General features: G+C 73.0%; 21 protein-coding genes. 9 read left to right on the top strand and 12 right to left on the bottom strand.

The window, feature by feature from the left end; all coding sequences use genetic code 11:
* Window positions 1-11 precede the first annotated feature (11 nt).
* From JOD46_RS16765 to JOD46_RS16775, 3 genes are all read left to right on the top strand, one after another.
* Entirely contained in the window at window positions 12-2,108 is a 2,097-nt protein-coding gene (locus JOD46_RS16765) for an ABC transporter ATP-binding protein (protein ID WP_204396798.1), read from the top strand.
* A 136-nt stretch (window positions 2,109-2,244) separates the two neighbouring features.
* Complete coding sequence (locus JOD46_RS16770; RefSeq protein WP_307835080.1) at window positions 2,245-3,597, top strand: MFS transporter; 1,353 nt, start codon at window positions 2,245-2,247, stop codon at window positions 3,595-3,597.
* A gap of 92 nt (window positions 3,598-3,689) precedes the next feature.
* Window positions 3,690-5,084: a maltokinase N-terminal cap-like domain-containing protein gene (locus JOD46_RS16775; RefSeq protein WP_204395601.1), complete on the top strand. Its 1,395-nt coding sequence runs from the start codon at window positions 3,690-3,692 to the stop codon at window positions 5,082-5,084.
* Window positions 5,085-5,150: 66 nt separating this feature from the next.
* Here the strand turns inward: JOD46_RS16775 and JOD46_RS16780 are convergent, their stop codons facing one another.
* From JOD46_RS16780 to JOD46_RS16810, 7 genes are all read right to left on the bottom strand, one after another.
* The gene (locus tag JOD46_RS16780) at window positions 5,151-5,618 is read right to left on the bottom strand and encodes a methyltransferase family protein (protein WP_204395602.1); all 468 of its coding nucleotides are present in this window, start codon (window positions 5,616-5,618) and stop codon (window positions 5,151-5,153) included.
* A 21-nt stretch (window positions 5,619-5,639) separates the two neighbouring features.
* On the bottom strand, window positions 5,640-7,304 hold the full coding sequence (locus JOD46_RS16785) for an acyl-CoA dehydrogenase family protein (protein WP_204395603.1): 1,665 nt from the start codon (window positions 7,302-7,304) through the stop codon (window positions 5,640-5,642).
* 61 nt (window positions 7,305-7,365) lie between these two features.
* Window positions 7,366-7,908 carry a GNAT family N-acetyltransferase gene (locus JOD46_RS16790; RefSeq protein ID WP_204395604.1) on the bottom strand — a complete coding sequence of 181 codons (543 nt, stop codon included), beginning with the start codon at window positions 7,906-7,908 and terminating at the stop codon, window positions 7,366-7,368.
* Between the two features lie 80 nt (window positions 7,909-7,988).
* Window positions 7,989-11,090 (bottom strand): DEAD/DEAH box helicase, encoded by a 3,102-nt coding sequence (locus JOD46_RS16795; protein WP_204395605.1) that lies wholly within the window; start codon window positions 11,088-11,090, stop codon window positions 7,989-7,991.
* 132 nt (window positions 11,091-11,222) lie between these two features.
* The gene (locus JOD46_RS16800) at window positions 11,223-11,696 is read right to left on the bottom strand and encodes a GyrI-like domain-containing protein (RefSeq protein ID WP_204395606.1); all 474 of its coding nucleotides are present in this window, start codon (window positions 11,694-11,696) and stop codon (window positions 11,223-11,225) included.
* 34 nt (window positions 11,697-11,730) lie between these two features.
* Window positions 11,731-12,465 carry a hemerythrin domain-containing protein gene (locus JOD46_RS16805; RefSeq protein WP_204395607.1) on the bottom strand — a complete coding sequence of 245 codons (735 nt, stop codon included), beginning with the start codon at window positions 12,463-12,465 and terminating at the stop codon, window positions 11,731-11,733.
* Window positions 12,466-12,769: 304 nt separating this feature from the next.
* Entirely contained in the window at window positions 12,770-13,477 is a 708-nt protein-coding gene (locus JOD46_RS16810; protein ID WP_204395608.1) for a nucleoside/nucleotide kinase family protein, read from the bottom strand.
* Between the two features lie 156 nt (window positions 13,478-13,633).
* On the opposite strand from JOD46_RS16810, the gene JOD46_RS16815 reads away from it, so the two are divergent.
* Together JOD46_RS16815 and JOD46_RS16820 are read left to right on the top strand one after the other, a co-directional pair.
* Window positions 13,634-14,068: an iron chaperone gene (locus JOD46_RS16815; RefSeq protein ID WP_204395609.1), complete on the top strand. Its 435-nt coding sequence runs from the start codon at window positions 13,634-13,636 to the stop codon at window positions 14,066-14,068.
* A gap of 45 nt (window positions 14,069-14,113) precedes the next feature.
* Window positions 14,114-14,722: a DUF4232 domain-containing protein gene (locus tag JOD46_RS16820; RefSeq protein WP_204395610.1), complete on the top strand. Its 609-nt coding sequence runs from the start codon at window positions 14,114-14,116 to the stop codon at window positions 14,720-14,722.
* On the opposite strand, the gene JOD46_RS16825 is transcribed toward JOD46_RS16820, so the two are convergent.
* A complete protein-coding gene (locus JOD46_RS16825; protein ID WP_204395611.1) occupies window positions 14,694-15,194 on the bottom strand; it encodes a nitroreductase/quinone reductase family protein in 501 nt (166 codons plus the stop codon). The two genes, JOD46_RS16820 and JOD46_RS16825, sit on opposite strands and share 29 nt — an antisense overlap.
* A gap of 45 nt (window positions 15,195-15,239) precedes the next feature.
* Window positions 15,240-15,605: a winged helix-turn-helix transcriptional regulator gene (locus JOD46_RS16830; protein ID WP_204395612.1), complete on the bottom strand. Its 366-nt coding sequence runs from the start codon at window positions 15,603-15,605 to the stop codon at window positions 15,240-15,242.
* A 95-nt stretch (window positions 15,606-15,700) separates the two neighbouring features.
* Here JOD46_RS16830 and JOD46_RS16835 point away from each other — a divergent pair, with 95 nt between their 5' ends.
* The 3 genes from JOD46_RS16835 to JOD46_RS16845 all read left to right on the top strand — a co-directional run bounded on the left by JOD46_RS16835 (window position 15,701) and on the right by JOD46_RS16845 (window position 20,367).
* Window positions 15,701-16,576 carry an SDR family oxidoreductase gene (locus tag JOD46_RS16835; protein WP_204395613.1) on the top strand — a complete coding sequence of 292 codons (876 nt, stop codon included), beginning with the start codon at window positions 15,701-15,703 and terminating at the stop codon, window positions 16,574-16,576.
* Between the two features lie 163 nt (window positions 16,577-16,739).
* Window positions 16,740-19,046: an immune inhibitor A domain-containing protein gene (locus JOD46_RS16840; RefSeq protein ID WP_307835081.1), complete on the top strand. Its 2,307-nt coding sequence runs from the start codon at window positions 16,740-16,742 to the stop codon at window positions 19,044-19,046.
* Between the two features lie 250 nt (window positions 19,047-19,296).
* Window positions 19,297-20,367, top strand: coding sequence for a DUF389 domain-containing protein (locus tag JOD46_RS16845; RefSeq protein ID WP_204395614.1), 1,071 nt, complete (start codon window positions 19,297-19,299; stop codon window positions 20,365-20,367).
* A 39-nt stretch (window positions 20,368-20,406) separates the two neighbouring features.
* Here JOD46_RS16845 and JOD46_RS16850 read toward each other — a convergent pair whose 3' ends face one another.
* The 3 genes from JOD46_RS16850 to JOD46_RS16860 form a co-directional block, all read right to left on the bottom strand.
* Entirely contained in the window at window positions 20,407-21,597 is a 1,191-nt protein-coding gene (locus JOD46_RS16850; RefSeq protein WP_204395615.1) for a hypothetical protein, read from the bottom strand.
* A 406-nt stretch (window positions 21,598-22,003) separates the two neighbouring features.
* Window positions 22,004-23,611 carry an MFS transporter gene (locus tag JOD46_RS16855; RefSeq protein ID WP_239562848.1) on the bottom strand — a complete coding sequence of 536 codons (1,608 nt, stop codon included), beginning with the start codon at window positions 23,609-23,611 and terminating at the stop codon, window positions 22,004-22,006.
* A gap of 84 nt (window positions 23,612-23,695) precedes the next feature.
* Window positions 23,696-24,274: a TetR/AcrR family transcriptional regulator gene (locus tag JOD46_RS16860; RefSeq protein ID WP_204395616.1), complete on the bottom strand. Its 579-nt coding sequence runs from the start codon at window positions 24,272-24,274 to the stop codon at window positions 23,696-23,698.
* A gap of 175 nt (window positions 24,275-24,449) precedes the next feature.
* On the opposite strand from JOD46_RS16860, the gene JOD46_RS16865 reads away from it, so the two are divergent.
* Entirely contained in the window at window positions 24,450-24,866 is a 417-nt protein-coding gene (locus tag JOD46_RS16865; protein ID WP_204395617.1) for a CBS domain-containing protein, read from the top strand.

The following is a 24,866-nucleotide window of genomic DNA, read 5'->3' on the forward strand; positions in this document are numbered from 1 at the left end:
GCGCCGCACGCATGCCCGAGGCCGCACCCGGCGTGACGCCCGCGGCCGAGCTCACGCTCGAGGAGATCGAGGAGCAGCAGCTCGCCGAACAGGCCCGGGTCACCTCGGGCGACTGGAACGCGGTCGCGCCCGGCAAGGCGCAGGACTTCGGGCGGAGCTTCCGCCGCATGCTCGGGCTCCTCGCCCCGTGGAAGTGGTCGTTCGCGTTCGTCTCGCTGCTCGGCGCGATCGGCGTCGTGCTCACGGTCATCGCGCCGAAGGTGCTCGGCGAGGCGACGAATGTCATCTTCGAGGGCTTCATCTCGCTCCAGCTGCCCGCGGGCGTCACGCAGGAGCAGGTCGTGGAGCAGCTCCGCGCCGCCGGCCAGGACGACCTGGCGAACATCGTGGGTGCCGCCACCCTGACCCCGGGCGAGGGCATCGACTTCGTCCGGCTCAGCCAGCTCGTGATCATCGTGCTGCTGCTGTACGTGGTCGCGTCGGTGCTGTCGTGGATCCAGGGCTACGTGATCAACGTCATCATGGTGCGCGCGATGTACGGCCTGCGCGAGCAGGTCGAGGCGAAGATCCACCGGCTGCCGCTCAGCTACTTCGACCGCACCCAGCGCGGCGAGCTGATCTCGCGGGTCACGAACGACATCGACAACATCACGCAGACGATGCAGCAGTCGCTCTCGAGCGCGCTGACGAGCATCCTCACCGTGATCGGCGTGCTCGTGATGATGTTCTCGATCTCGTGGCAGCTCTCGCTCGTGGCGCTCGTCGCGCTGCCCATCATGGGCGTGATCTTCGGCGTCATCGGCCCGAAGTCGCAGGCCGCGTTCGGCGTGCAGTGGAAGAAGGTCGGCCGGCTCAACGCGCGGGTCGAGGAGTCGTTCTCGGGCCACGCGCTCGTGAAGGTCTTCGGCCGTGAGCAGGACTCGAGCGCGAAGTTCCGCGCCGAGAACGAGGAGCTGTACGAAGCGGCGTTCAAGGCCCAGTTCCTGTCGGGCATGATCATGCCCGGCATGATGTTCGTGGGGAACCTCACCTACGTCGGCATCGCGGTGCTCGGCGGCCTCATGGTGGCCGGCGGCCAGCTCCGGCTCGGCGACGTGCAGGCGTTCATCCAGTACTCGCAGCAGTTCACGCAGCCGCTCTCGCAGCTCGGCGGCATGGCGGCGGTCGTGCAGTCGGGCACCGCGTCGGCCGAGCGGGTCTTCGAGCTGCTCGACTCCGACGAGCAGGAGGCCGACGCGGCCGACGCGCCCGCGTCGGTCGAGGGCCGCGGGGTCATCGAGTTCGACCACGTGTCGTTCTCGTACACGCCCGACCGTCCGCTCATCCGCGACCTGTCCTTCCGCGTCGAACCAGGGCAGACCGTGGCGATCGTCGGACCGACCGGCGCCGGCAAGACGACGCTCGTGAACCTCATCATGCGGTTCTACGAGCTCGACGGCGGACGCATCCTCATCGACGGCCAGGACATCGCCGAGCTCACGCGGCACGACGTGCGCGCGCGCACGGGCATGGTGCTCCAGGACCCGTGGCTGTTCGGCGGCACCATCCGCGAGAACATCCGCTACGGGCGCGAGTCGGCGACCGACGACGAGATCACGGCCGCCGCGAGGGCGACGTACGTCGACCGGTTCGTGCACTCGCTCCCCGAGGGCTACGAGACCGTGCTCGACGAGGACGCGTCGAACGTCTCCGCCGGCGAGAAGCAGCTCATCACGATCGCGCGCGCGTTCGTGGCCCAGCCGAGCGTGCTGATCCTCGACGAGGCGACCTCGTCGGTCGACACGCGCACCGAGCTGCTGCTGCAGCACGCCATGAACGCGCTGCGCCAGGGCCGCACGTCGTTCGTGATCGCGCACCGGCTCTCGACGATCCGCGACGCCGACCTCATCCTCGTCATGGAGCACGGCGACATCGTCGAGCAGGGCACGCACGACGAGCTCATCGCCGCGAAGGGCGCGTACTGGCGCCTGTACAACTCGCAGTTCGAGCAGGCCGCCTACGACTTCGACACCGAGTTCCCCGGCGCCGACGCCGGGGTCGGCGGTCCGGTCACCGGCAGCGTCGCGGCGGCGGCGGCGAGCGAGGCGACGGACCCGCTCGTGAACTGAGCCCGACCTCCGAACGACGACGAGCGGACGCCGCGCGGCATCCGCTCGTCGTCGTTCAGCGGCGTTGCGACCGCGGGTTCGCCCGGGTCGCGGGCGGGTCGGCCGGCCGTCGGCCGCAGGGTAGCCTCGAAGGGACGTGACGACCCCGGCCCCCCTCCCCCTCGCCCCGACCTGGCGGCTGTGGCTGCTGTGGAGCGTGGGGGTCGCGGCGTACGTGCTCTCGGTCACGAACCGGTCGTCGCTGTCGGCGGTGGGGGTCGACGCGGCCGTGCGGTTCGACGCGGATGCGTCGACGCTCTCGATGTTCGCGGTGATCCAGCTCGCGGTGTACGGCGCGATGCAGATCCCCGTGGGCCTGCTCCTCGACCGGTTCGGGGCGCGGCCGATCATCGCCGCGGGCATGGCGCTCATGGCGGTGGGTCAGCTCGCGCTGGCGTTCGCCCCGGATGTCGCGTGGGCGATCGGCGCGCGCATGCTGCTCGGCGCGGGCGACGCCGCCGTGTTCCCGAGCGTGCTGCGCGTGATCGCGGTGTGGTTCCCCGAGCGGCAGGCGCCCTTCATGGTGCAGCTGACGGGACTCGTCGGCCAGTCGGGCCAGATCATCGCGGTGCTGCCGCTCGCGGCGCTGCTGCACGCGACGAGCTGGACGGTCGCGTTCGGATCGCTCGCGGGCCTCGGGGCGCTGTTCACCGTGCTCACGTTCGCCGTGATCCGCAACCGCCCGCCGGGGCGCACAGCCGACGTGTCGGTCGACACGAGGACCGGCGCGATGCACGTCGTACGGTCGTCGGCCGACCTGCGGCAGGGGTTCCGCGAGTCGTGGGCGCACCCGGGCACGCGGCTGGCGTTCTGGTCGCACTTCACGACGCCGTTCTCGGGCACCGCGTTCGTGCTGCTCTGGGGCTTCCCGTTCCTCACCGTCGGCGAGGGGCTCACGCCCGCGATGGCGTCGCTGCTCTTCACGGTGTACGTGGTGTTCGGCCTCCTCGTGGGGCCGGTCATCGGCGCGCTCTCGAGCCGCCATCCGCAGCGCCGTTCGCGGCTGCTCGTGCTGCCGGTCATCGGCATCCAGGCGGCGGCGTGGCTCGCGGTCATCTTGTGGCCGGGCCCGGCACCGCTCTGGCTGCTGTTCGTGCTCGCGTTCGCGATGAGCACCGGCGGGCCGGGCTCGATGATCGGGTTCGACCACGCGCGCACGTTCAACCCGAGCCACCGCCTGAGCACGGCGACGGGCATCACGAACGTCGGCGGGTTCCTCGCGGCGCTCCTCGCGATCCTCCTGATCGGCATCGCGATGGACGCGCAGGGCGCCGGCACGCCCGACACCTACACGCTCGAGGCGTTCCGACTGGCGTTCCTCACGCAGGTGCCGCTGTGGCTGATCGGCAGCCTCTTCATCGTGATCGAGCGCAAGCGCACGCGCGTGCACATCGGCCTCGACGAGCCGCGCACGCGCCGCCGCGACCGCGGGATCGACGGGCTCGCCTGAGCCGGCGCCCCGGCGCGAGCACAAGGGTCGCGGAGCGTCACGAGCCGCGTCGTTCCTCGACTTCGGGGGTCGCCGCCTCTACCGTTTCAACCATGGACCCCGCCGTCGCCGCCATCGCCGAGTGGATGCCGGCGCAGCGGTGGTACGGCGGCAAGGGTCACGCCCCGCTCGTGCGCCGCATCGGCGCGTGGGAACTCCCGTCGAGCGAGTCCGGCGTGCGCGTGCGGTCGCTGCTGGTGATGGATGACGCGACCCGGCCGCCCGTGCTGTACCAGGTGCCCGTGGTCGAGCGGCCGGCGGCCGTGCCGGAGGCATCCGCCCACCTCATCGGCATCCTCGAGGACGGCACGCACCTCTACGACGGGCCGCACGACGCCGCGTTCACCGACGCACTGCTCGACCTCATCGTGCACGAGGGTCGCGCCGTGGCTGCCGGCGCCACGGCGGCCGGCCACTACTCCGGGGCGCCGGATGCCGCGCGGCCGACGCCGCACGCGCCCGCGACGGTGCTGGGCGGCGAGCAGTCGAACACGTCGATCATCTTCCGGCCCGAGGGGGCCGCGCCCGTGATCTGCAAGGTGTTCCGCCAGCTGCATCACGGTGAGAACCCGGATGTGACGCTCGCGACGGCGCTCGCGGCATCCGGTTCGCCGCACGTGCCACCGAGCGTCGGCGACGTGATCGGCGAGTGGGACGACATCGGGCGCGCCGACGGCCGGGCGCGCGGGCACCTCGCGTTCGCGCAGGAGTTCCTGCCCGGCGTCGAGGACGCGTGGCGCGTCGCGCTGCTGGCGGCGGCGGGCGGGCAGGACTTCACCGCCGAGGCGCACGCGCTCGGCGCCGCGGTCGCCGAGGTGCACCGCTCGCTCGGCGCGGCCTTCCCGCGCGAGACGGCGTCCGACGCGCTCATCGCGGCGATCGACGCGGCGTGGCAGCGGCGCCTGACGATCGCGGTCGCCGAGGTGCCGCAGCTCGAGGCGCACCGCGCCGAGATCGAGGCGTACTACGCGCGCGCCCGGGCCGGCGCGTGGCCGCAGCTGCAGCGCATCCACGGCGACCTCCATCTCGGGCAGGTGATCCTCTCGCCCGGGCGCGGCTGGCTGCTGCTCGACTTCGAGGGCGAGCCGATGCGGCCGATGTCCGAGCGCCGACGGCCCGACCTGCCGGTGCGGGATGTCGCGGGCATGCTCCGCTCGTTCGACTACGTCGCGGGCGCGACCGAACTCGTCCACCCCGAACGCGCGACCGAGGCGCGTGCGTGGGCCGCCTCGGCGCGGCAGGCGTTCATCGACGGATATGTCGAGGCCTCGGGCACCGATCTCGGGAAGTACCGCGATCTGCTCGCCGCGTTCGAGCTCGACAAGGCCGTGTACGAGGCGATCTACGAGACCCGCAACCGCCCCGACTGGGCGCCCATCCCGCTGCGCGCCATCGAGCAGCTGCTCGCGGCCGGGCCGCTGCAGGCGTCGGCACCGAGCGGCGGCTGATTCGAGCGGCCGGCGGGCGAAGCGAGGCGCGGCTCGGCGCAGGCAGGGCACCGTGCCCGAGTGCAGCTAGCGGATGCCGCGGCGCCAGAGCAGCAACGGCGTGCGCTCGGCGTACTCGCGGTACTCGTCGCCGTAGCGGGCGACCAGGCGGTGCTCCTCGACCCGGGCCTTCGCGACGAGCACGATCGCGAGCAGCACCCACACGACGATGACGTCGACCCGGGCGTGCCAGACCACCCAGCCGGCCGCCGCGACGAGCAGCCCGACGTAGATCGGGTTCCGCGTGAGGCGGTAGGCGCCGCTCGTGCGCAGCGGCGCGCCCTCGCGCGGCGTGACCTGCACCACGAGGTCGCGCCCGAGCGCGATCGCGCCGGCCCCGGCCAGCACGAACCCGAGGATGATCAGCAGCACCGCGAGCACCGTCGCCTGCTGACCGGCCCACAGCGTGTCCAGCGGCCAGGCGAACGGCAGCACGACGAGGAGCGCGAGCAGCACGAACTGCGCGACGACGAGCCAGTTCCCACGATCCTTCACGCCCCCATTCTCCCGCCCCGCTCAGGCGCGCGCGAGGATGGCGGCGAGGTCGACGCCCACCGGGAGCGCGCCGTACATCGAACCGCCGCCGCCCTCGAGGCGCGTGCGCGCGAAGGCGTCGGCGACCGACGGCGGGGCGTGCTGCACGAGGAGTGAGGCCTGCAGCACGAGCGCGAGGCGCTCGGCGAGCTCGCGGGCGCGCAGGGCCGCGGTCGCAGCATCCGCTCGGGCGAGCTCGACGACGACCGCCTGCGCCTCGGCCAGCTCGAGGTCGAAGGCCGCATCGGCGCCCGACGCCTCACTGACCACGGCGAAGAACGCATCGAACGCGTCGGGCTCTCGGCCGAGCACGCGCAGCACGTCGAGCGCGATGACGTTGCCCGAACCTTCCCAGATCGCGAGCAGCGGCTGCTCGCGGTAGCGCCGCGCGAGCGGGAAGCCCTCGGTGTAGCCGTTGCCGCCGAGGCACTCGAGCGCCTCGGCGGCGTGCCCGGGGCCGCGCTTGCAGACCCAGTACTTCGCGACAGCGGTCGCGAGCCGGCGGAACGCGACCTCGGCATCGGAGGCGTCGTCGTCGTACGCCCGCGCGAGCCGCATCGCCGTGACCGTCGCCGCCTCCGACTCGAGCGCGAGGTCGGCGATGACCGCCGCCATCGCCGGCTGGTCGACGAGCAGCGCACCGAACGCGCGACGGTGCCGCACGTGCCACGCGGCCTCCGCGACCGCCTGCCGCATGCCGGCCGCGGTGCCGAGCACGCAGTCGAGGCGCGTGCGCGTGACCATCTGCACGATCGTCACGACGCCGCGACCCTCCTCCCCCACGAGCCATCCGTCGGTGCCGTCGAACTCGACCTCGCTCGACGCGTTCGAGCGGTTGCCGAGCTTGTCCTTCAGGCGCTGGATGCGGAACACGTTGCGCGAGCCGTCCGGCAGCACGCGCGGCACGAAGAAGCACGACAGCCCGCCGGGCGCCTGCGCGAGCACGAGGAACGCATCGCTCATGGGGGCGCTGCAGAACCACTTGTGGCCGGTCAGCCGGTACCGGCGGCCCCACGCGCCGTCCTCCCCCGTCGGCTCGGCGCGCGTCGTGTTGGCGCGCACGTCGGATCCGCCCTGCTTCTCGGTCATGGCCATGCCGACGAGCGCCGAGGCTTTCGCCGGCCCGCCCACGAGACGCGGGTCGTACTCGGTGCTGAGCAGCCGCGGCATCCAGTCGTCACACAGTCCTGATGCAGCCTGCTCGATCACGGGCACGGCCGCGTGCGTCATCGACACCGGGCACGCATGGCCCGGCTCGACCTGCGCGAACAGCAGGAACGTCGCGGCGCGGTCGACGTTCGCCCCCGGTCGGCGCGACGCCCAGGCCGACGTGTGCGCGCCGCGCGCGACGGCCGAGCGGATGACGCGGTGGTACGCGTCGTCGTACTCGACCTCGTCGATGCGGTGGCCCCACCGGTCGTGCGTGCGCAACTCCGGCGTCCGGATGTTCGCGAGCTCGGCATCCCGCTGGAACGACGCCGACCCCACGAGCCGGCCGACCTCGTGCAGCACGGGCGCCGCGCCATCCGTGCCGTCGCCGACCCCGCTCCCCCACCGGGCGACCGCCTCGACGAGCGACGCGTTCGCGGCGAACTCGTCGACGCCCACTCGCGCCGCTGCCTGGTTCTCGACCTCGTGCGTGATCATCGTCGACCTCCGCCCTCCATTCCACACCCGGCGGGGCGCCGACGGCACCACCAGCCCGGGTTCAGTCGTCGGAGAGCCGCTGGAACAGCACGTGGTCCTGCCAGCGTCCGGCGATGCGAAGGTACCTCGGCGCGAAGCCGATCCGCTCGAAGCCGTTCTTCGCGAGCACCCGCTGCGATGCGGCGTTGTGCGGCAGCGTCGCCGCCTGCACGCGGTGCAGCCCGAGCTCGCCGAACGCGAGCGCGAGCGTCGCACCGACCGCGGAGCTCGCGAACCCGCGACCGTTCACCGTCGATGCGACCCAGTAGCCGAGGTTGCCGGACTGGAACGGGCCGCGCACGATGCCGCTGAGGTTCATCTGGCCGACCACGACGCCCTCGTCGTCGAGCACCACGAGCGGCAGCATGTCGCCCGCATCGTGGAGCCGCCGCCCCGCTTCGATCAGGTCGAGCTGGCCGGCGGTCGTGAAGAAGGCGTCGGGTCGCACCGGATCCCACGGTGCGAGGAACTCACGGTCGCGCACCCGCAGGTCTGCGAGGCGTTCGGCGTCGCCCGGCTCGACGAGCCGGACGCGGGCGCGAGCGGGGGCGGGAAGGGCGGCCACCGTCCGAGGCTACCGATCACGCCCGCGCATCGCGACGGCGATGTCCGCGTCGCGACGCGGCCGCTCTCGCGGCGACCCGCTCACCCCTCGAGCAGCCCGCGCAGGTCGGCGGCGGTGATCGACGCCTCGGCGAGCCCGTCACCGGCGACGAACCCGACGTCGCCGACGGCACGCGCGCCCGGCCCGTCGCCGACGTCGGCGGTGCTCCCGAGCACCGACGCCGCGAGCTCGCCCTTGCGCGCCTTCAGCGCCATGACCTTCTCCTCGATCGTGCCCGTCGCGACGAGCCGGTACACCATGACCTGCTTGTCCTGCCCGATGCGGTGCGCGCGGTCGATCGCCTGCGCCTCGCTCGCGGGGTTCCACCACGGGTCGAGCAGGAACACGTAGTCGGCCTCGGTGAGGTTCAGGCCGAACCCGCCCGCCTTGAGGCTGATGCAGAAGACGGATGCCTCGCCCGCGCGGAAGCGCGCGACCTCCTCGTCGCGGCGGCCCCGGGGCGTCGACCCATCGAGGTACGCGTGCGGCACGCCCGCGGCACCCAGCCGGCTCGCGACGCGGGCGAGGAACGACGTGAACTGGCTGAACACCAGCGCCCGGTGGCCCTCGGCGAGCACGTCGTCGAGCTGCTCGAACAGCGCGTCGAGCTTGGCCGACGGGATGCCGGCGTGGCGCTCGGCGTCGATCAGCGTCGCGTCGAGCGCGAGCATGCGCAACAGCGTCAGCGAGCGGTAGACGATGAACCGCTGCCGGTCGAGGTCGTCGACGAGCCCGAGGAGCTTCTGCCGCTCGCGCTGCAGCACGAGGTCGTACAGGTGCCGGTGCTCGGGCGCGAGCTCGACCTCGAGCACCTGCTCCTGCTTGGGCGGCAGTTCTGGCGCGACCGCCTCCTTCGTGCGCCGCAGCACGAGCGGGCGGATGCGTCGGCGCAGCCGCTCGAGCCGCTCGGCGTTGCGATCCTCCTCGATGGGTCGCCGGTACCGTTCGTCGAACGCGCGCCGCGACGGGAACAGCCCCGGCGCGACGATCCGCAGGATCGCCCACAGCTCGCCGACGTGATTCTCGAGCGGCGTGCCGGTGACCGCGAGGCGGAACGGGGCGCGGATGGCGCGGGCCGCATCGTGCACGCGGGTCGCCGCGTTCTTCACGAACTGCGCCTCGTCGAGGATGAGACCGGCCCACTCGAGCTCGGCGAACGCGTCGGCGTCGAGGCGCAGCACGGCGTAGGTCGTGACGACGACGTCGGCTTCGCCGGCGACGTCGGCGAGACGGCGTCGCTGCGTCGCCTCGGTGCCCGTGACGGCGGCCACGTGCAGTCCGGGCGTGAATCGCGCCGCCTCGCGCACCCAGTTCGACGCGACCGAGGTGGGCGCGACGACGAGGAACGGCGTGCCGCGACCACCCGAGGCGACCGCGTGCGCGATGAGCGCGAGGCACTGCACCGTCTTGCCGAGTCCCATGTCGTCGGCGAGCACGCCGCCGAGCCGATTCGCCCAGAGGTAGGCGAGCCAGCGGAACCCGGCGAGCTGGTACGGCCGCAGGGGCAGCGCGAGCCCGTCGGGCGGGGGCAGCTCGTCGACCTGTCCGTCCTCGAGGGCCGCGACGGTCGCGCGCCAGGCGACGGCGGGCTCAGCGACATCCGCGAGGTCCTCGAAGTCGGACCACAGGCTCGTTCGGCTGCGATGGACCGGCAGCCGCCCGGTCTCCCACTCCGCGAGGTCGCCCGCCTCCTCGATGAGCGCGCGCAGCTCGGCGAACACGGGCTGCGTCAGCGAGAGGTAGGACTTGTCGACGAGCAGCATCCGCTTCTGGCCCTTCGCGAGCGCGCGGAACAGCCGCATGAACGGCACGGTCCTGCCGCCGACGGTGATGACGACGCCGAGGTCGAACCAGTCGGGCCGGTCGGTCTCGACCGTGGTGACGCGCACCTCGGGGCGGGCCGTCGCCTCGCGGTAGTCGGGTCGATCGCCGCGCACCTCGATGCGGAACGACCCGGGCGCGGCGAGCGCCTCGAGCCGCGGCATCCGCTCGGCTGCGAACTCGGCCGCGTCGACGCCGCGCAGCACGATCGCCTCGATGGGCACCCAGCCGAGCTCGTCGGCCACGCGTGCGAGCAGGTCGTCGTCGAGTTCGGGGTCGTCGGCGGCGTCGGCGGTCGAGACCTCGCTCGTGCGCCCGTCGGCGTGCTCCCACCGCCAGGCGAGGCGCAGCACGTCGCCGGGCTCGAAGCGCGCGTCGAGCACGAGCGTCGCGGCCGGCATCGGCGGCGGAGCGAAGCTGCCGTCGCGGCTCGTCACCGCGACCGACCGGCCGAGCGCGTGCACGTGCGACGCGAGGAACTCGGGCACCTCGCGCGGAGGCACGCGCACCGGCTCGGGGGCCGCGAGCAGGGCCAGCTCGGCGGGCGTCAGCCGTCGGCCGGCGACCGGCGCGAGCTCGACGAGTCCGGCGTCGAAGTCGAAGCGGTACACGCCGTGGTCGGCGACCGGGCGCACGTGCGCGAGCGGGTGCACGTCGTCGTCGCCGCGGGCGTCGGCGACGAGCGCGAGCGTCGGCGTGAGCACGAGCCCGCCGTCACCGCCGTAACCGCCGTCGAGCCGGGCGGCGTCGAGCGCGATCGCCGCGCCACCTCGCAGCCGCACGTCTGGCGTCGCATCCGACCCCACGAGCGTGACCCCGAGCCGGCCCGCCTCGTCGAGCAGCGCCCACAGCAGCGGGCTCTCGAAGTCGTCGATCGTGATCCACTCCGACCCGTACAGGTGCACAGACGGCCCGCTGCCCTTGAGCATCGCGAACTGCGCGAACCAGCGCGCCTGCGCCGGGGCGACGCCAGCGGCCGACGCCTGGTAGGCGATGTTCTGCCACGTGAGCCCGCCCTTGATCCACGCGCCGCGCGCACCCTGCGTGACCGGTCGCACCGCGAGCCGGTCGACCGCGACCGCTCGCCGCGCCGGCTCGTCGCGCGGGCCCTGCCACTCGCCGGCGCGACGCGGCACGCGGCGTCGCAGCTCGAACTGCAGCCCGAGCGGGCGCGGGGGTGCGTCGTCGGCGCGCGCCGCGCCATCCGCTCGGCCCTCGAGCGCAGCCCCGGATGTTGCACCCGCCCCGCTCGCGGCTCCCAGCGCGGCGAGCGCACTCCGCCAATCACCCGCGCCTGACGGCGGCAGCGGTTCGGCGGGCATGCCGTCCATGCTCGCACGCACCCCCGACGCCGCCGTCCCATCCGATCTCCCGTCCGGACGGTCGTCGCGGGTGCATCGCCCTCCGCACCCGCAACGACGGTCGTCACCGGGCGGGCGCCGCGGAACGGGTGATCAGGCTGCGGGCTTCAGCGGGCAGAACACGACGGTCTTCGTCTGCTCGTCGGGCGTGCCGGGCGGGCTCCAGTACTCCTCCCACATCGTGGACTCGTCGAGCTCGCGGCCGTGGAGCGCCATCGACGCGGCGATCGCGTCGTAGGCTTCGGAGACCTTCGCGTACGGGCCGACGTGCACGGTCGTCGCGACCTCGCCGCCCGGCAGCGCATCGGGCACGACGTCGCCGGCCGCCTCGATCGCGGTCGGCACGACGAAGCCCGCGGCGACGGTCAACCGCCCGCCGGCCGGGTCCATCTCGGTGTACCAGCCCACCGCAGGGCCGTCGCCGAGCAGCCCCCGCGGCCCGAGCACCTCGGCCACGCGGCCGAACGCCGAGCCCATGAACGCGGGGATCTCCGCGAACGTGGTGCGCGTGCGCACCACCGCGACCTCCCGCCGCGGCACCTGCCTGATCTGCACGTCGTAGTCCATCGCGGACCTCCTCTCCGCCGTGCTCGCCTCGTGCTCACTCCGTGCCGGTCAGCGCCGCACGATTCGCGAGATATCTGCGCCGACCGACGAGCCGCCACACGCCGCGCACGGGCGCGGGCAGATGGAACCGCAGCCACTCGTCGCCGCCGTCGGGCTGCGCCGCGAGGATCGCGCCGAGCTGGTCCCAGGTCTTGCCCTTGGGGGTCGCCCGGCGACCGTGCACGGATGCCGCGTCGGCCTCCTTCTGCGTGATCACGGCCTCGATGACCGGCACGATGTTGGCCTCCTCGTCGGGCAGGTGCACGGCGAGCGCCGCGTTGACGCCGTCGAGTGCGGCGAGCACCGCCGTGGCATCCGTCGCCCGACCGCTCGCCCGCCACGCGGGCAGCGCCGCGTCGAGCGCCCGCAGGTGCACGAGCATCACGGCGTGCTGCTCCTTCATGCGGTCGACGTGACCGGCGCACGCGGGTGCGCGCTCCTCGAGCGTGTCCCACAGGTGCTCGTCCTCGAACTCGTGGTGCGCGTGCAGGCTCACCGCGAGCATCGAGAGGTGGTCGCCCACGAGGTCGGCGTGCGCGGCATCCCCCTCGGCGACGCCGCGCACGAGTGCGGGACCCTCACCGAACGACGCCCGGTACATGCGGTGGATCTCGATCATGCCGCGTGCGTCGCACGTCTTCCCGGCGGCGGCCGCGCCGGCGCCAGGGCTCGCGCCGGCTCCCGGCGCGCCGTGCGGGTCGCCGCTCGGCGGCAGTGCGGTCGCGGCCATCTGGGCTCCGATCCTCGGCGACGGATGCTGCTGCGCGCGACGTTACGACTCCGCTCGCGCCGGGGCAAGGCTCGGAGTCCCCCGCGTCCGGGGGGCGGGCCTCGCGGCACCCGCCCCGATGCCCATTCCTGCGGATATACGATCCGGCGCGCTGTGATTCAGGCGCGCCGACCGGGGTGTCGGATCGTATATCCGCAGAACTGAACGTGGGACGGAGGCGCGGGAGGAGGAGCGAGAGGGCGGGGGCGCGGATGGGCAGCACGGCGGGGCAGGGGGCGGGGCGGGGCGGGGGCGCGGATGGCGCTCAGGCGCCGACCTCGACGCGCCACGTCGCGCCCGAGACGACGAGGTCGGCACGGGCGACGGTCGGCTCGATGATGCGCGCGTTCGCGCCGTCGACCTCGAGCGCCCACGCGAGCGCCGCCTCGGGCGTGCGCCCGAACGCGGCGTGCCGCTCGACGAGCCGGCGCACGCGCTCGTCCTCGCTCGCCTGGACGAACCACGCCTCGTCGAGCAGGTCGCCCACGCGGCTCCACGGCGGGGCGTCGACGAGCAGGTAGTTCCCCTCCACGACCACGATGGCCGCCGCGGGGTCGATCGCGATCTCGGCCGCGACGGGCTCGTCGACCGAGCGCTCGAAGCCCGGCGCGTACACGGCGTGGTCGGTCTCGGCGACGACGCGGTCGAGCAGCGCCGCGAACCCCCATCCGTCGAACGTCTCGATCGCACCCTTGCGGTCGCGCAGGCCGAGCCGGTCGAGCGTCGCGTTGGCGAGGTGGAATCCGTCCATCGGCAGGTGCACGGCGATCGGGCCGGCCTCGGCCGCGCCATCCGCTCGGTTCAGCTCGGCGACCAGCGCCTGGGCGAGCGTGGACTTGCCGGCGCCCGGGCTGCCCGTGATGCCGATCAGCACGCGAGGGGCGGATGCCGCGGCGAGCGCGTCGCGGGCGAGCTCCGCGAGCGCGGCGAGCGCGTCCGTCGGGTGCTCGGGTGGCTGGTCGGGCGAACCCATGGCTCCAGCATGGCGCACGCACGAGCGGATCCGCCGCGCCGTTCGATCAGGAATCGAGAAGCGAGCGTCGGGCGACGCGCGTAGCGTGACGAGCAGCATCGATCGACCGGGCGGACGGCCGCCCGATCGCACGACCCGACCACGAGGAGACCGAAGATGGCCGAGAAGACCGACGGGCTGACCAAGGAAGAGCGCGACGCCGTCAAGCAGCGCGCGAAGGAACTGCGGGAGCAGGCGAAGGCCGGCAAAAACCGGGCCGCGGGCGAGCAGGCGGTGCGCGAGGCGATCGACCCGCTGCCGGCCGACGACAAGGAGTTGGCCGAGGGGTTCGTGCGCGTCGTGTCAGCGGTCGCGCCCGAGCTCATGCCGCGGACCTACTACGGCATGCCGGCGTTCGCGAACGGCGACGGGAAGGTCGTCGTGTTCATGCAGCCCGCCTCGAAGTTCAAGGCCCGCTACGCGACGATCGGGTTCGAGGATCGCGCGAACCTCGACGACGGCGACATGTGGCCGACGGCGTTCGCGGTGCGCTCCTGGACGTCGACGGTCGAGGAGCGACTCACCGAGCTGGTGCAGCGCGCCGTCGGCTGAACCGGACCCTTGCCGCCGCATCGCCGACGGCGTATCGTGCGGCGCATGGGGGGCCGTCACGTCGGTGGCGCGTCGACGACGATCGCACTCGCGCTCGTCCTCACCGGCTGCGCCGGTGGGGGCAACGCCCCTGTCAGCCCGAGCCCGACGCCCTCGCCCACGCAGAGCGCGAGCACCTCGCCCACGCCGACGGCGTCGGGCCAGGTCGACCCCAACGCTCCCGCCGGCCAGTGCGCGGATGACGCCCTGCGGGTCACGTTCGTGGATGCCGACGGCGGTGCGGCGGGGTCGACCTACTCCGACCTCGTCTTCACCAACACCGGCAGCGACGCCTGCGAGCTCCGCGGCGCGCCGGGGGTGTCGGTGGTCGACGATTCGGGCGTGCAGCTCGGCGAGGCCGCCGAGCGGCAGGGCGACGAGGACCCGCCGACGCTCACGCTCCAGCCGGGCGGCGAGGTCGTCGCGCAGTTGAAGGCGGTCAACATCGATCCCGGTGGCGGCCCGCTCGTCGACTGCCCGGTCGTCTACGGCTCCGCCTACCTGGTGTACCCGCCGCACAGCTTCACCGCGGTCGAGGTGACCACGGGCGACCGGGTGCCCGCGTGCGACAGCACGACGCCGTTCCTCACGATCGGGCCGGTGGCGGAGGACTGATTCCCGGGCCCGTCGCCGGGTCGACGCGGAACACCGGGTAGTCGCCCGCGACCCGCTCGAACTCCTGCCGCGGCGAACTCCAGCGCACCGCCATGTGCGGTCGCGCCCCGAACGCCACGAGCAGGTACCGCCGCAGGATGGGCGGCCGTTCGGCGACCGGGACCTCGCTCAGCACGACCTCCTCGCGGTGCCGTCGGATGAGCGCGGCGCGGCCTCCGGCGGCGCGCACGTTGCGCACCCACCCGACGTCCTGGCCCAGCATCGAGACGAGGTACCGGATGCCGCGGCGCCGGACGATCGCGAGCGGCACGCGCCGGGGCCGGCCCGTCGTGCGCCCGCGCGTCTCGAGCACGACCGCGAACGGGGCCAGCCCCCGCTCGATGCGGCGCATGAAGCGGCGCTGGATCTCGCGCGTCTCCGCGTCGGGGCGGCCTCCGGCGTATCGGGCGCGGGCCCGTTCGGTGTAGCCCACGCGGCGATTCTCGCACGCCCCGCCGACGCGGGCGGGTCGGGTCGTTCAGCGCGGGGCGACGATCGCGCCGGCGTGCGCGGCGACCCACTCGACGAGCGGCAGCATGCGGTCCATGAGCTCGCGGCCGAGGTCGGTGAGCGCGTACTCGACGCGCGGCGGGACCTCGGGGTACGAGGTGCGCACGACGAGCCCGTCGGTTTCGAGGGTGCGGAGCGTGGAGGCGAGCATCTTCTCGCTGATGCCCTCGACCTCGCGGCGCAGCTCGCCCCAGCGGAGCGTGCCGTCGGTGAGCGCGAGGAGCACCAGCACCCCCCACTTGCTCATGATGTGGTCGAGCACCACGCGCGTCGGACACCCGTCGAGGAAGACATCGCCGGAGCGTTCCCGGATCTGCGCAAGACTTACCGTCACGTGGGTAACTTACCGAAAAGTGGGTACCCACGAAAGGGAAGGTGAGCGCCATCCCCTCGGTTGGCCTCGGTGAACCGATCGAAGGGACTTCCCCCATGACCATCCTCGTCACCGCCGCCTCGGGCCGACTCGGCCGCCTCGTGATCGACGCCCTGCTCACCCGGGGCGCGAGCCCCGCCGACCTCGTGGCGGGCGCGCGCGACACGACGAAGCTCGCGGATGTCGCGCGCCGAGGCATCCGCGTCGTCGAACTCGACTACACGCGCCCCGAGACCATCGCGCCCGCGGTCGCGGGCGTCGACTCGATGCTGCTCGTCTCGGGCACCGACTTCGGGAACCGCGTGCCGCAGCACCGCGCGGTGATCGAGGCCGCGAAGGCCGCCGGCGTCGCGAAGCTCGCCTACACGAGCGGGCCGAAGGCCGACACGAGCGAGCACGTCCTCATGCCGGAGCACCGCGGCACCGAGCAGGCGATCGCCGAGGTCGGCGTTCCCGCGGTACTCCTGCGCAACAACTGGTACACCGAGAACTACGAGCAGGATGTCGCGATCGCGGCGAGCACGGGCGTTATCGCCGCGGCGACCGGCACGGGCCGCGTCGCGTCCGCGCCGCGGCGCGACTACGCCGAGGCGGCCGCGGTCGTGCTGCTCGAGGACGGCCACGTCGGGAACGTGTACGAGCTCGGCGGCGACGAGCCGTGGACCTTCGCGGAACTCGCCGCCGCGGCATCCGAGGTGCTCGAACGCGACGTGGAGTTCGTGGCGCAGTCGCCGTCGGAGCGAGTCGCGTCGCTCATCGCCGCGGGCCTCGACGAGGGCACGGCCGGATTCGTCGCGGCGATCGACGAGGGCATCGCGCGAGGTGACCTGGCCGGATCGGATGGCACGCTCTCGCGCCTCATCGGCCGGCCGACCACGCCGCTCGTCGACGCGCTGCGGGAGATCGTCGACGCGCAGCGCGCGGCCGCCTGAGCGGGCGCCCGCGGGCGGCGGGCGCCGCCTGACCGCGCCGCCTCGTGCCGCAATCCTGAGGTTAAGTCAAGACCCTTGAAACGCTTCCCCCCGATCGGGGGTGCGTGTTAGCGTCCCTTCACCTTGCCCGGTGATCCCGGGCGATTCCCTTGAAGGAGAGCACGTGAACCGACGCACGCGCGGAGTGCTCGCTGTGGCTGCAGCGAGCGCGACCATGATCGCGGGGGCCGCCTTCGGCCAGACCGCGATCGCGGCACCCGCGAACGACCTGAACACCGGCTCGGCAGGAGCCGCAGCAGCCCGCCCCGACAACCGCCCCGGCCCTCTCACGGAGCGGCAGAACGAGCGCCGCAAGGCGGCGCAGGAGCTCATCCTGTCCGGCCAGGCCGCGCCGAACGAGGACGGCGTGGTCCATCTCGCCGAGGACAAGTACTACGAGGCCGCGGTCACCGGCACCGGGCGCCTGTTCACGATCCTCTCCGAGTTCGGCGACCAGGGCAGCGGCAAGCTCGGCACCGACCCGGGCCCGCTGCACAACCAGATCCCCGAGCCCGGTTCCGACAACAACAGCACGCACTGGCGGCCCAACTTCGACTCGGCCTACTACGACGACCTGTTCTTCGGCCCGGCTCCCTCGTTCGCCGACTTCTACACGAAGCAGTCGTCGGGCAACTACACCGTCGCCGGCGAGGTCAGCGACTGGGTGCAGGTGCCGAACAACGAGTCGACGTACGGCGACAACAGCGTCGAGGACTACGGCGGCGCATGGCAGTTCATCGAGGACTCGGGCAACGCCTGGTACGACGAGCAGAAGGCCAACGGCATGACCGATGCCGACATCAAGGCCGAGCTCGCGCAGTTCGACGTCTGGGACCGCTACGACTACGACGCCGACGGCAACTTCGACGAGCCCGACGGCTACCTCGACCACTTCCAGGCCGTGCACGCCGGCGAAGGCGAGGACGCCGGCGGCGGTGCCCAGGGCGAGGACGCCATCTGGTCGCACCGCTGGTACGTGAACGCGACGGACTACGGCCAGACCGGCCCGACCGTCGGCGGCACGCAGGTGAAGTTCGGCGGCGCCCAGATCGGCGACACCGGCTACTGGATCGGCGACTACACCGTCGAGGCGGAGAACGGCGGCCTAGGCGTGTTCGCGCACGAGTACGCGCACGACCTCGGCCTGCCCGACTTCTACGACACCGCGGGCGGCGAGAACTCGACCGCCTTCTGGACGCTCATGTCCAGCGGCTCGTGGCTCGGCGACGGCACCGTCGACATCGGCACGAAGCCCAACTACATGGGCCCGTGGGAGAAGCTCCAGCTCGGCTGGCTCGACTACGCCGTCGTGAACCCCGGCCAGTCCGGCGACTACACGCTGAGCCCGGCGGCCCGCCAGGTCGACGGCCAGGAGCAGGCGCTCGTCGTCGACGTGCCCGACCAGGGCATCACGTCGGAGTACACGACGCCCGCCTCCGGAACCCATGCGTGGTGGACCGGCAGCGCCGACGACCTCAACTCGACGCTCACCCGCACGGTCGACCTCAGCGGCATCCGCTCGGCGACGGTCACGGCCAAGGCGTGGTACGACATCGAGGCCGGCTACGACTACCTCTACGCCGAGTACCGCCCGGTCGGCACGACCGACTGGAAGCAGATCGGCTCGCCGATCGACGGCTCGACGAACGGCAAGTGGTCGACGGTCCGCTTCAGCATCCCGGGCGGCGCGAACACCGAGTTCCGCTTCCGCTACCAGACCGACGGCGGCGTGCACTACGCCGGCGCGTTCCTCGACGACATCACGATCAAGAACGGCGGCACCACGCTGTTCAGCGACGACGTCGAGCAGGGCGACAACGGCTGGACCGCGGCCGGCGGCTTCAAGGTCAGCACCGGCACCGAGACGAGCGAGGGCGACCGCTACTACCTCGTCGAGAACCGCACCTACGTCGACTACGACGCGACCCTCGAGACGGGTCCGTACCAGTTCGACAAGGCGTACACGGCGCCCGACCACGTCGAGCACTTCAAGTTCCAGGACGGCATGCTGGTCTGGGCGGTCGACGAGGCGTACGGCGACAACAACACCATCGAGCACCAGGGCCACGGCCTCGCGCTCCCGGTGGACGCCGACCCGGTGAAGTTCACCTACGACGACGGCACCGGCCCGAGCAACCGCCGTCAGCCGTTCGACGCGACCTTCGGGCTGCAGACGATCGACCGGACCGTGCTGCACAAGGAGGTCCTGAGCGGCAAGGGCAAGAACCAGACGGTCGTGACCAAGGAGGCCGTCGGCTCCGACGGTTCCGAGACGCAGACCGCGACGTTCTCGGACAAGGTCGAGGACGCGTACTTCAGCTCGACCAACCCGCTCGGCGGCGTCATGGTCGCCGGCCACGGCGTGACGGTCACGGTGAAGACGCAGACGACCGGCGGCACGATGACGGTCAGCGTCGTCAACCCGCAGTAACGGCGATCGGCTCCGGCTGACGCGCTGAGCACGAGGCGGGCCCGTCCCTTCGGGGGGGCGGGCCCGCTCCGTCATTCCGGATCGCGCCGGTCGACGGGAATCGGGCACGGCCCATCTCCGCCGATCACACGGCGGGTTCGCACGACACGATGGCGGCGCGATCGGGCGTGTTGCGGCATCCGCTCGTGGCCGCCGTACGCTCGGCACTGGGACCGGGAGCGTCCGGGCAGACCGGCCCCGGAGGAGAGCCATGTCGCAGTCACCGTCGCCGTCCGAGCCCCCGTCGGAGCCGCTGCCGCCGTCGTATCCGCCGCCCCCGTCCGACGCGCTGAACACCATCGAGCACATGCGCGAGTCGGTGTTCTTCGAGCAGCCGCACCGCCGGCGCAAGCTGCAGCGCTTCTGGATGCTGCTCCCGTTGTCGGCCGTCATCGCGGCCGCCGGCGTAGTGGCCGACTCGACCGCCACGGTGATCGGCGCGATGATCGTGGCGCCGATGATGCTGCCCATCCAGGGCACGATGCTCGCGACCGTGCTCGGCGACCGCCGCAACCTCACCCGCTCGGTGCTCATGATGCTCGCCGGCGCCGGCGCGGCGATCCTCATCGGCTGGCTCGTCGGCGCGATCGTCGCGAGCCCCGTCACCGAGGAGTCGAACACCCAGGTCGCGGCGCGCGCGACCCCGGGGCTGATCGACCTGCTCGCCGCGCTCGCCACCGGCGCCGTCGGCTCGATCGCCCTCGTGCGCAAGGACATCTCCGATACCCTGCCCGGCGTGGCGATCGCGATCTCGCTGGTGCCGCCCCTCGTCGTCGTGGGCATCGCCGCGGAATCGGGCGACTGGGGCAGCTCGCTCGGCTCGCTGCTGCTGTTCGCCGCGAACGTGGCGGCGATCCTCGGGACGGGCGTCGTGATCATGACGATCTACCGGGTGGCGCGCTGGGGCGGCGTGCTCGCGGCCGCCGGGTCGACCCCGGTGCCCGGGGTGAAGACCGTGAACCGGCGGCGGTCGAACATCGCCATCGCCGGCATGCTCGTGCTCGTCGCCATCCCACTCGGACTCTCGACGTTGGTGACCCGGACCCTGAACTCGGAACAGGCGGCGATCACGCGCGCAGCCGACGACTGGGCCGGCGATCGCGACCTCGACGTCGTCTCGGTCGAGTACGTCTCGGCGCTCACCTACCTCGTGCGCGTGACCGGCGGCGATGCGGCCCCGGATGTCGCGCCCCTCGCCGACCGGCTCGAATCCGCCGGGGTCGACCCCTCGAACGTCGAGGTGCAGTGGATCCCGTCGGTGCGCGTGAACGCGGGCGACTGAGCGTCGCGCCGCGATGATCGGCCGTGCGGGACATCGCCGTTAGTTGCCGCCGCCGTCGGCGCCACCGCCGTCGAACCCGCCTCCGTCGAAGCCACCGCCGTCGAAGCCACCGCCGTCGTAGCCGCCCCCGTCGAAGCCGCCCCCGCCGATCCCCCAGCCGGTGTCGCCGCCTGGCCCGAAGAAGTACCCTCCGCCGAAGCCCTTGTTGTCGTCCATGAGCGGCACGCCGAAGCGGTTGTCGTCGCGCGCCAGCGGCGCGCCGCCCACCCGGATCGGCTGGGAGAGTTCGGCCGTGAGGACGGCGAGGCACGAGACGAGACGGTCGGCGTTGAACGGGGCGGCGCTGCGGTACCACGGGGGTCGCGCATCGGAGCGCTCCGCGTCGTCGGCGAACCGTCTCACGAGGTCGGCGTCGTCGAACAGCACGGCCCACGGCAGGACGCGCCCGCGCGCGAGCGCCACCGGTCTCTCGGGCACCGCCTTCGAGAGCGATTCGCGCAGATCACCCGCCCGCTCGCGCAGCCGGAGGCCGGCGGCGTTGAGTGGGATGAAGCGCGGCAGCACCGCCCGCAGTGCGAGCACGAGTGCACCGATGATGACGGCGATCCAGGCGATCGAGTCGTCGCCGCCGAAGACCGCGAGCAGACCGAGTCCGACTGCGACGATCCCGCCGATGGCGGCCGTGCGAAGACGACCGTCGGGCCGTGGCTCGCGGTACCGCTCCGCCGCGTCGTGGAAACGATCGCGTGTGACCGTGAGGAGCTCGCGGTTCCGCTTCACGACGTTGTCGATCTCGACGGTCGCACCACGGGGCACGATCGTCGACTCCCCGGTCAGCCCCGGCGAGAACACGGAGGCCACCACGCCCGTCGCTGCGTCGCCGGCCTCCGCCGCCGACCGGGTGAGCAGCGGGTCGGCATCGAAGACGAGACGGATGTCGCGGTGGCGCCCCTCCGTCCCGTCGGGCGTGACGCGCCGGTCCTCGATGGCCACGAGCCCGTCCTGCGCGAACTCGAGCACGGTGGCGGGCAGCCATCGACCGGCGGCCGTCCCCGAGACGAAGCCGACCGCCAGCAGCCCCGCGGCCGCGGGATCGGTCACCGCTCCGGTGACGTCGGGCGCGGGCGACTGCAGCCACGCGACGACGAGCGACCCGGCCGCCGCCGCCGCGACCACCGCCGCGATGACGGCGATCAACGGCAGCAGCGCAAGACCGAGACTGCTATCCATGTGCGGAGGCTACTCCTGCGCGCCGGCCGCGGCTGTCGCGCGTTCGGGTGCCATCCGCCGCGGGTCGATCGGAACGCAGGATGAGCCGCGTCAGAGCATCCGCTCGGGAGGCATGACGCGGCTCATCCTGCGTTCTCGCACGACTCGTCTCGGTGACTCGACGTTCACCGCCGTCGCCGCGAGCCGCCCCGTGGCCTTCGGCACCGTGCGTGCCGGGTCGTCGGGGAGTCGCACCGCATCGCGGCTCACGCGAACGCCATCGCGGCGCCGGCACGCACTCGAGTCCACGCGTGGACCGGAGTCCCGGCCGGGCGGCGCGGAGCCCATTCGCCGCCGTCCCGGCCGGGCTGGGCGTGGCGGGCGGATGGCTCGTGCCATCCGCCCGCCACGGGTGCAGGAGTGCACACTATGCGCCGGCGACCGCCCCGCTTCTACGACGTCGCACGATCACGACCACCACGGCGGCGGCCACTGCGAGCACGGCCGTGCCGAGGAACGCGACCGACAGGCCGCCGGCGGTCGCGGCATCCGCCGGCAGGCCGGCCTCGGCGAGGGCGTCGGTGCGGAGCGTGGCGAGGGTGCCGAGCGCCGCGAGACCGAGCGCGCCGCCGATCTGCTGCGCCGTGTTGACGAGGCCGCCCGCGACGCCCGCCTCTCCCCCGTCGACGCCGTGCACGGCGAGCTCGGTCGTGGTGACGAAGGCGGCACCGAGACCCACGCCGATGAGCACCGTCGGGCCGAGGATGTCGCGGACGAAGTCGGCCCCCGCCGGCGCGAGGCCCAGCCACACCGTGCCGGCCGCGAGCACCATGAGCGCCGCGACGAGCACCGGTCGGGCGCCGAAGCGGGCGACGAGCGCGGGCACGAGGCCGGCGACGACCACGAGCGTGCCCGCGAGCGGCAGTTGGGTGAGTCCCGCGGCGAGCGCGTCGAGGCCCATCGCCGCCTGGAGGAAGACCGACAGCGCGAAGAAGAGCGCGACCATGGCACCGCCGAGCAGGAGCATGACGACGTTGCCGACGAGGACCGAGCGGTTGCGGAACACCGAGGCGGGCACGAGCGGCTCGGGGGCGCGGCGCTCGATCACGACGAAGAGGGCGCCGAGCGCGACGGCCGCCGCCGCGAGTCCGGCCACGAGCGGGTGCGCGAACCCGAGCTGCTCGACGGCGGTCAGCGCGCCGACGAGGGCGACGAGAGCGCCCGTGGCGGCGGCCGCACCGGGGAGGTCGAGCCGGCCGACGGCGCCGCGTCGGTCGCGCGCCACGAGGAACGGCACGGCGACGAGCACGATCGCACCCACCGGCAGGTTCACGAGGAACACGGCGGGCCAGCCGAAGCTCGCGGTGAGCACGCCACCGAGGAGCACGCCTACCGCGCTGCCGATGCCGGCGACGGCGCCCCAGATGCCGAGCGCCCTGGCACGGTCGGCCGCCGTCGTGAAGATGCGGGCCACGAGCGCGAGCGCCGCCGGGGCGAGCAGCGCGGCGGCGGCGCCCTGTGCCGCGCGGGCTCCGAGAAGCACCGCGCCGTCGGGCGCGAACGCGGCCGCCGCGGAAGCGAGCACGAAGCCCGCGACACCGGCGAGGAAGAGGCGGCGGTGTCCGAACCGATCGGCGAGGCGTCCGCCGATGAGCAGCAGGCTGCCGAAGGGCAGCACGTACGCGGTGATCACCCAGGCCAGGGCACCGGGGCCGAGGGCGAGGTCGGCCCCGATGGCGGGGATGGCGATGTTGACGATCGACGCGTCGAGCACGACCAGGAATTGGGCGAGCGCGAGCACGGCGAGGGCGGCCCAGCGCCGGCGGTCGGATGGGCCGGGGCCGCTGGTCGGGGCGGTGCGGGCCGAGGTGGAGGGGCGCGAAGACGGCCCCGCCGCCGCGATCGGTGCCGGGTTCGGCGCGAGGTTCGGCGCCGCGGCCGGCTGCAGGATCGGTGCCGCGGTCTGCTGCGCAGCGGCGCCCGGGGTCGGCGCCGGCATCGGGCGCGATGCGCCTCGGGTGACGGTCTGGCTCATGTCGATTTCCCTTCGTGATTCTCGGTAGAGAGTGACTGCTCACTCACTTGTTGTGGCACGCAATGCCGGCGTCCGGCGCCGCGCTCAGTGCGCGGCGTCCCCGAACGCCGGGTGCCGCAGGCCCGCGCCGAGGAGCACGGCCCAGGGTTCCGTGGAGTCCTCGATGCCGAGGGTGACCACGAGGTGGCACAGCTGCCCGAATGCGATGAAGCGCTGCACCGCGGCATCCGTCGCCCCGCTTCGGGATGACGCGAACTCGACCACGCGCGCGTACCCCCGGCGGAGGGCTGCGCCGATCTCGGGCACCTCGGCCGCGGACTGGGCATGCACCTGCAGCAGCAGCAGGTCGCGGTCGGCAATGAGCTCGGCGTACGCGCCGCCCATCGCGTCGAGCACGCCGTCGGGCGTGCGGTCGGCAGCCTGCTCGACGCCGGCCGCGAGCGCCTCGAGGATGCGCTCGTAGCAGTCCTCGAGCGCGGCGACGAAGAGCGCCTCCTTACCGGGGAACAGCTTGAACACGTAGGCCGACGAGATCTTCGCCTCGGCGGCGACATCCGCGACGGTCGTGGCCTTGTAGCCGGCGCGCGCGAACGTGCTGGTCGCCGCGCGGATCACGAGCGGGCGTCGTGCCTCGGCGGTGGAGAGCTTGGTCGATCCTGGCATGTGAGTGACTATACACTCACTCTACGCCAGGGCGCAAGGGGCTCTGAACGCATGGGGGGCCGGAGCGCATTCGGGGCGGCTGGAGCGGACACGCCCTCGCACTGCGTCAACCCCCGTGCTGCGCCGCGCGAACCGACCTAGCATGCCGGAACGAGACCCGAGGAAGGACACCCCTATGACCGTGGCACGTGACCTCATGACCCCCGATCCGACCTGCGTGAAGGAATACCAGACGCTCGTCGACGCCGCCCGCATGATGCGCGACCTCGACGTCGGCGCGCTGCCCATCTGCGGCAACGACGACCGGCTCAAGGGCATGCTCACCGACCGCGACATCGTCGTGAAGTGCCTCGCCGAGGGCGGCGACCCGTCGACCGCGACCGCCGGCAGCCTCGCCGAGGGCAAGCCGGTCACGATCGGCGCCGACGACGACATCCGCGAGGCGCTCGAAGTGATGCAGCAGTACCAGGTGCGCCGCCTGCCCGTGATCGACGGGCACGACCTCGTCGGCATCATCAGCCAGGCGGATGTCGCACGCGAGCTCTCTGCCGCCGCGACCGGCGAGACGGTCGCCGAGATCTCGGAGGCCTGA

It is taken from the genome of Agromyces aurantiacus (assembly GCF_016907355.1).
In the GTDB taxonomy this organism is placed as follows: Bacteria; Actinomycetota; Actinomycetes; order Actinomycetales; family Microbacteriaceae; genus Agromyces; species Agromyces aurantiacus.

Coding starts and splice junctions, on each gene's coding strand:
- JOD46_RS16835 (WP_204395613.1), top strand. CDS start 15,701: ATGACCATCCTCGTCACCGCCGCCTCGGGCCGACTCGGCCGCCTCGTG.
- JOD46_RS16795 (WP_204395605.1), bottom strand. CDS start 11,090: ATGCCCGCCGAACCGCTGCCGCCGTCAGGCGCGGGTGATTGGCGGAGT.
- JOD46_RS16850 (WP_204395615.1), bottom strand. CDS start 21,597: ATGGATAGCAGTCTCGGTCTTGCGCTGCTGCCGTTGATCGCCGTCATC.
- JOD46_RS16800 (WP_204395606.1), bottom strand. CDS start 11,696: ATGGACTACGACGTGCAGATCAGGCAGGTGCCGCGGCGGGAGGTCGCG.
- JOD46_RS16810 (WP_204395608.1), bottom strand. CDS start 13,477: ATGGGTTCGCCCGACCAGCCACCCGAGCACCCGACGGACGCGCTCGCC.
- JOD46_RS16820 (WP_204395610.1), top strand. CDS start 14,114: ATGGGGGGCCGTCACGTCGGTGGCGCGTCGACGACGATCGCACTCGCG.
- JOD46_RS16865 (WP_204395617.1), top strand. CDS start 24,450: ATGACCGTGGCACGTGACCTCATGACCCCCGATCCGACCTGCGTGAAG.
- JOD46_RS16845 (WP_204395614.1), top strand. CDS start 19,297: ATGTCGCAGTCACCGTCGCCGTCCGAGCCCCCGTCGGAGCCGCTGCCG.
- JOD46_RS16805 (WP_204395607.1), bottom strand. CDS start 12,465: ATGGCCGCGACCGCACTGCCGCCGAGCGGCGACCCGCACGGCGCGCCG.
- JOD46_RS16860 (WP_204395616.1), bottom strand. CDS start 24,274: ATGCCAGGATCGACCAAGCTCTCCACCGCCGAGGCACGACGCCCGCTC.
- JOD46_RS16815 (WP_204395609.1), top strand. CDS start 13,634: ATGGCCGAGAAGACCGACGGGCTGACCAAGGAAGAGCGCGACGCCGTC.
- JOD46_RS16785 (WP_204395603.1), bottom strand. CDS start 7,304: ATGATCACGCACGAGGTCGAGAACCAGGCAGCGGCGCGAGTGGGCGTC.
- JOD46_RS16775 (WP_204395601.1), top strand. CDS start 3,690: ATGGACCCCGCCGTCGCCGCCATCGCCGAGTGGATGCCGGCGCAGCGG.
- JOD46_RS16765 (WP_204396798.1), top strand. CDS start 12: ATGCCCGAGGCCGCACCCGGCGTGACGCCCGCGGCCGAGCTCACGCTC.
- JOD46_RS16855 (WP_239562848.1), bottom strand. CDS start 23,611: ATGAGCCAGACCGTCACCCGAGGCGCATCGCGCCCGATGCCGGCGCCG.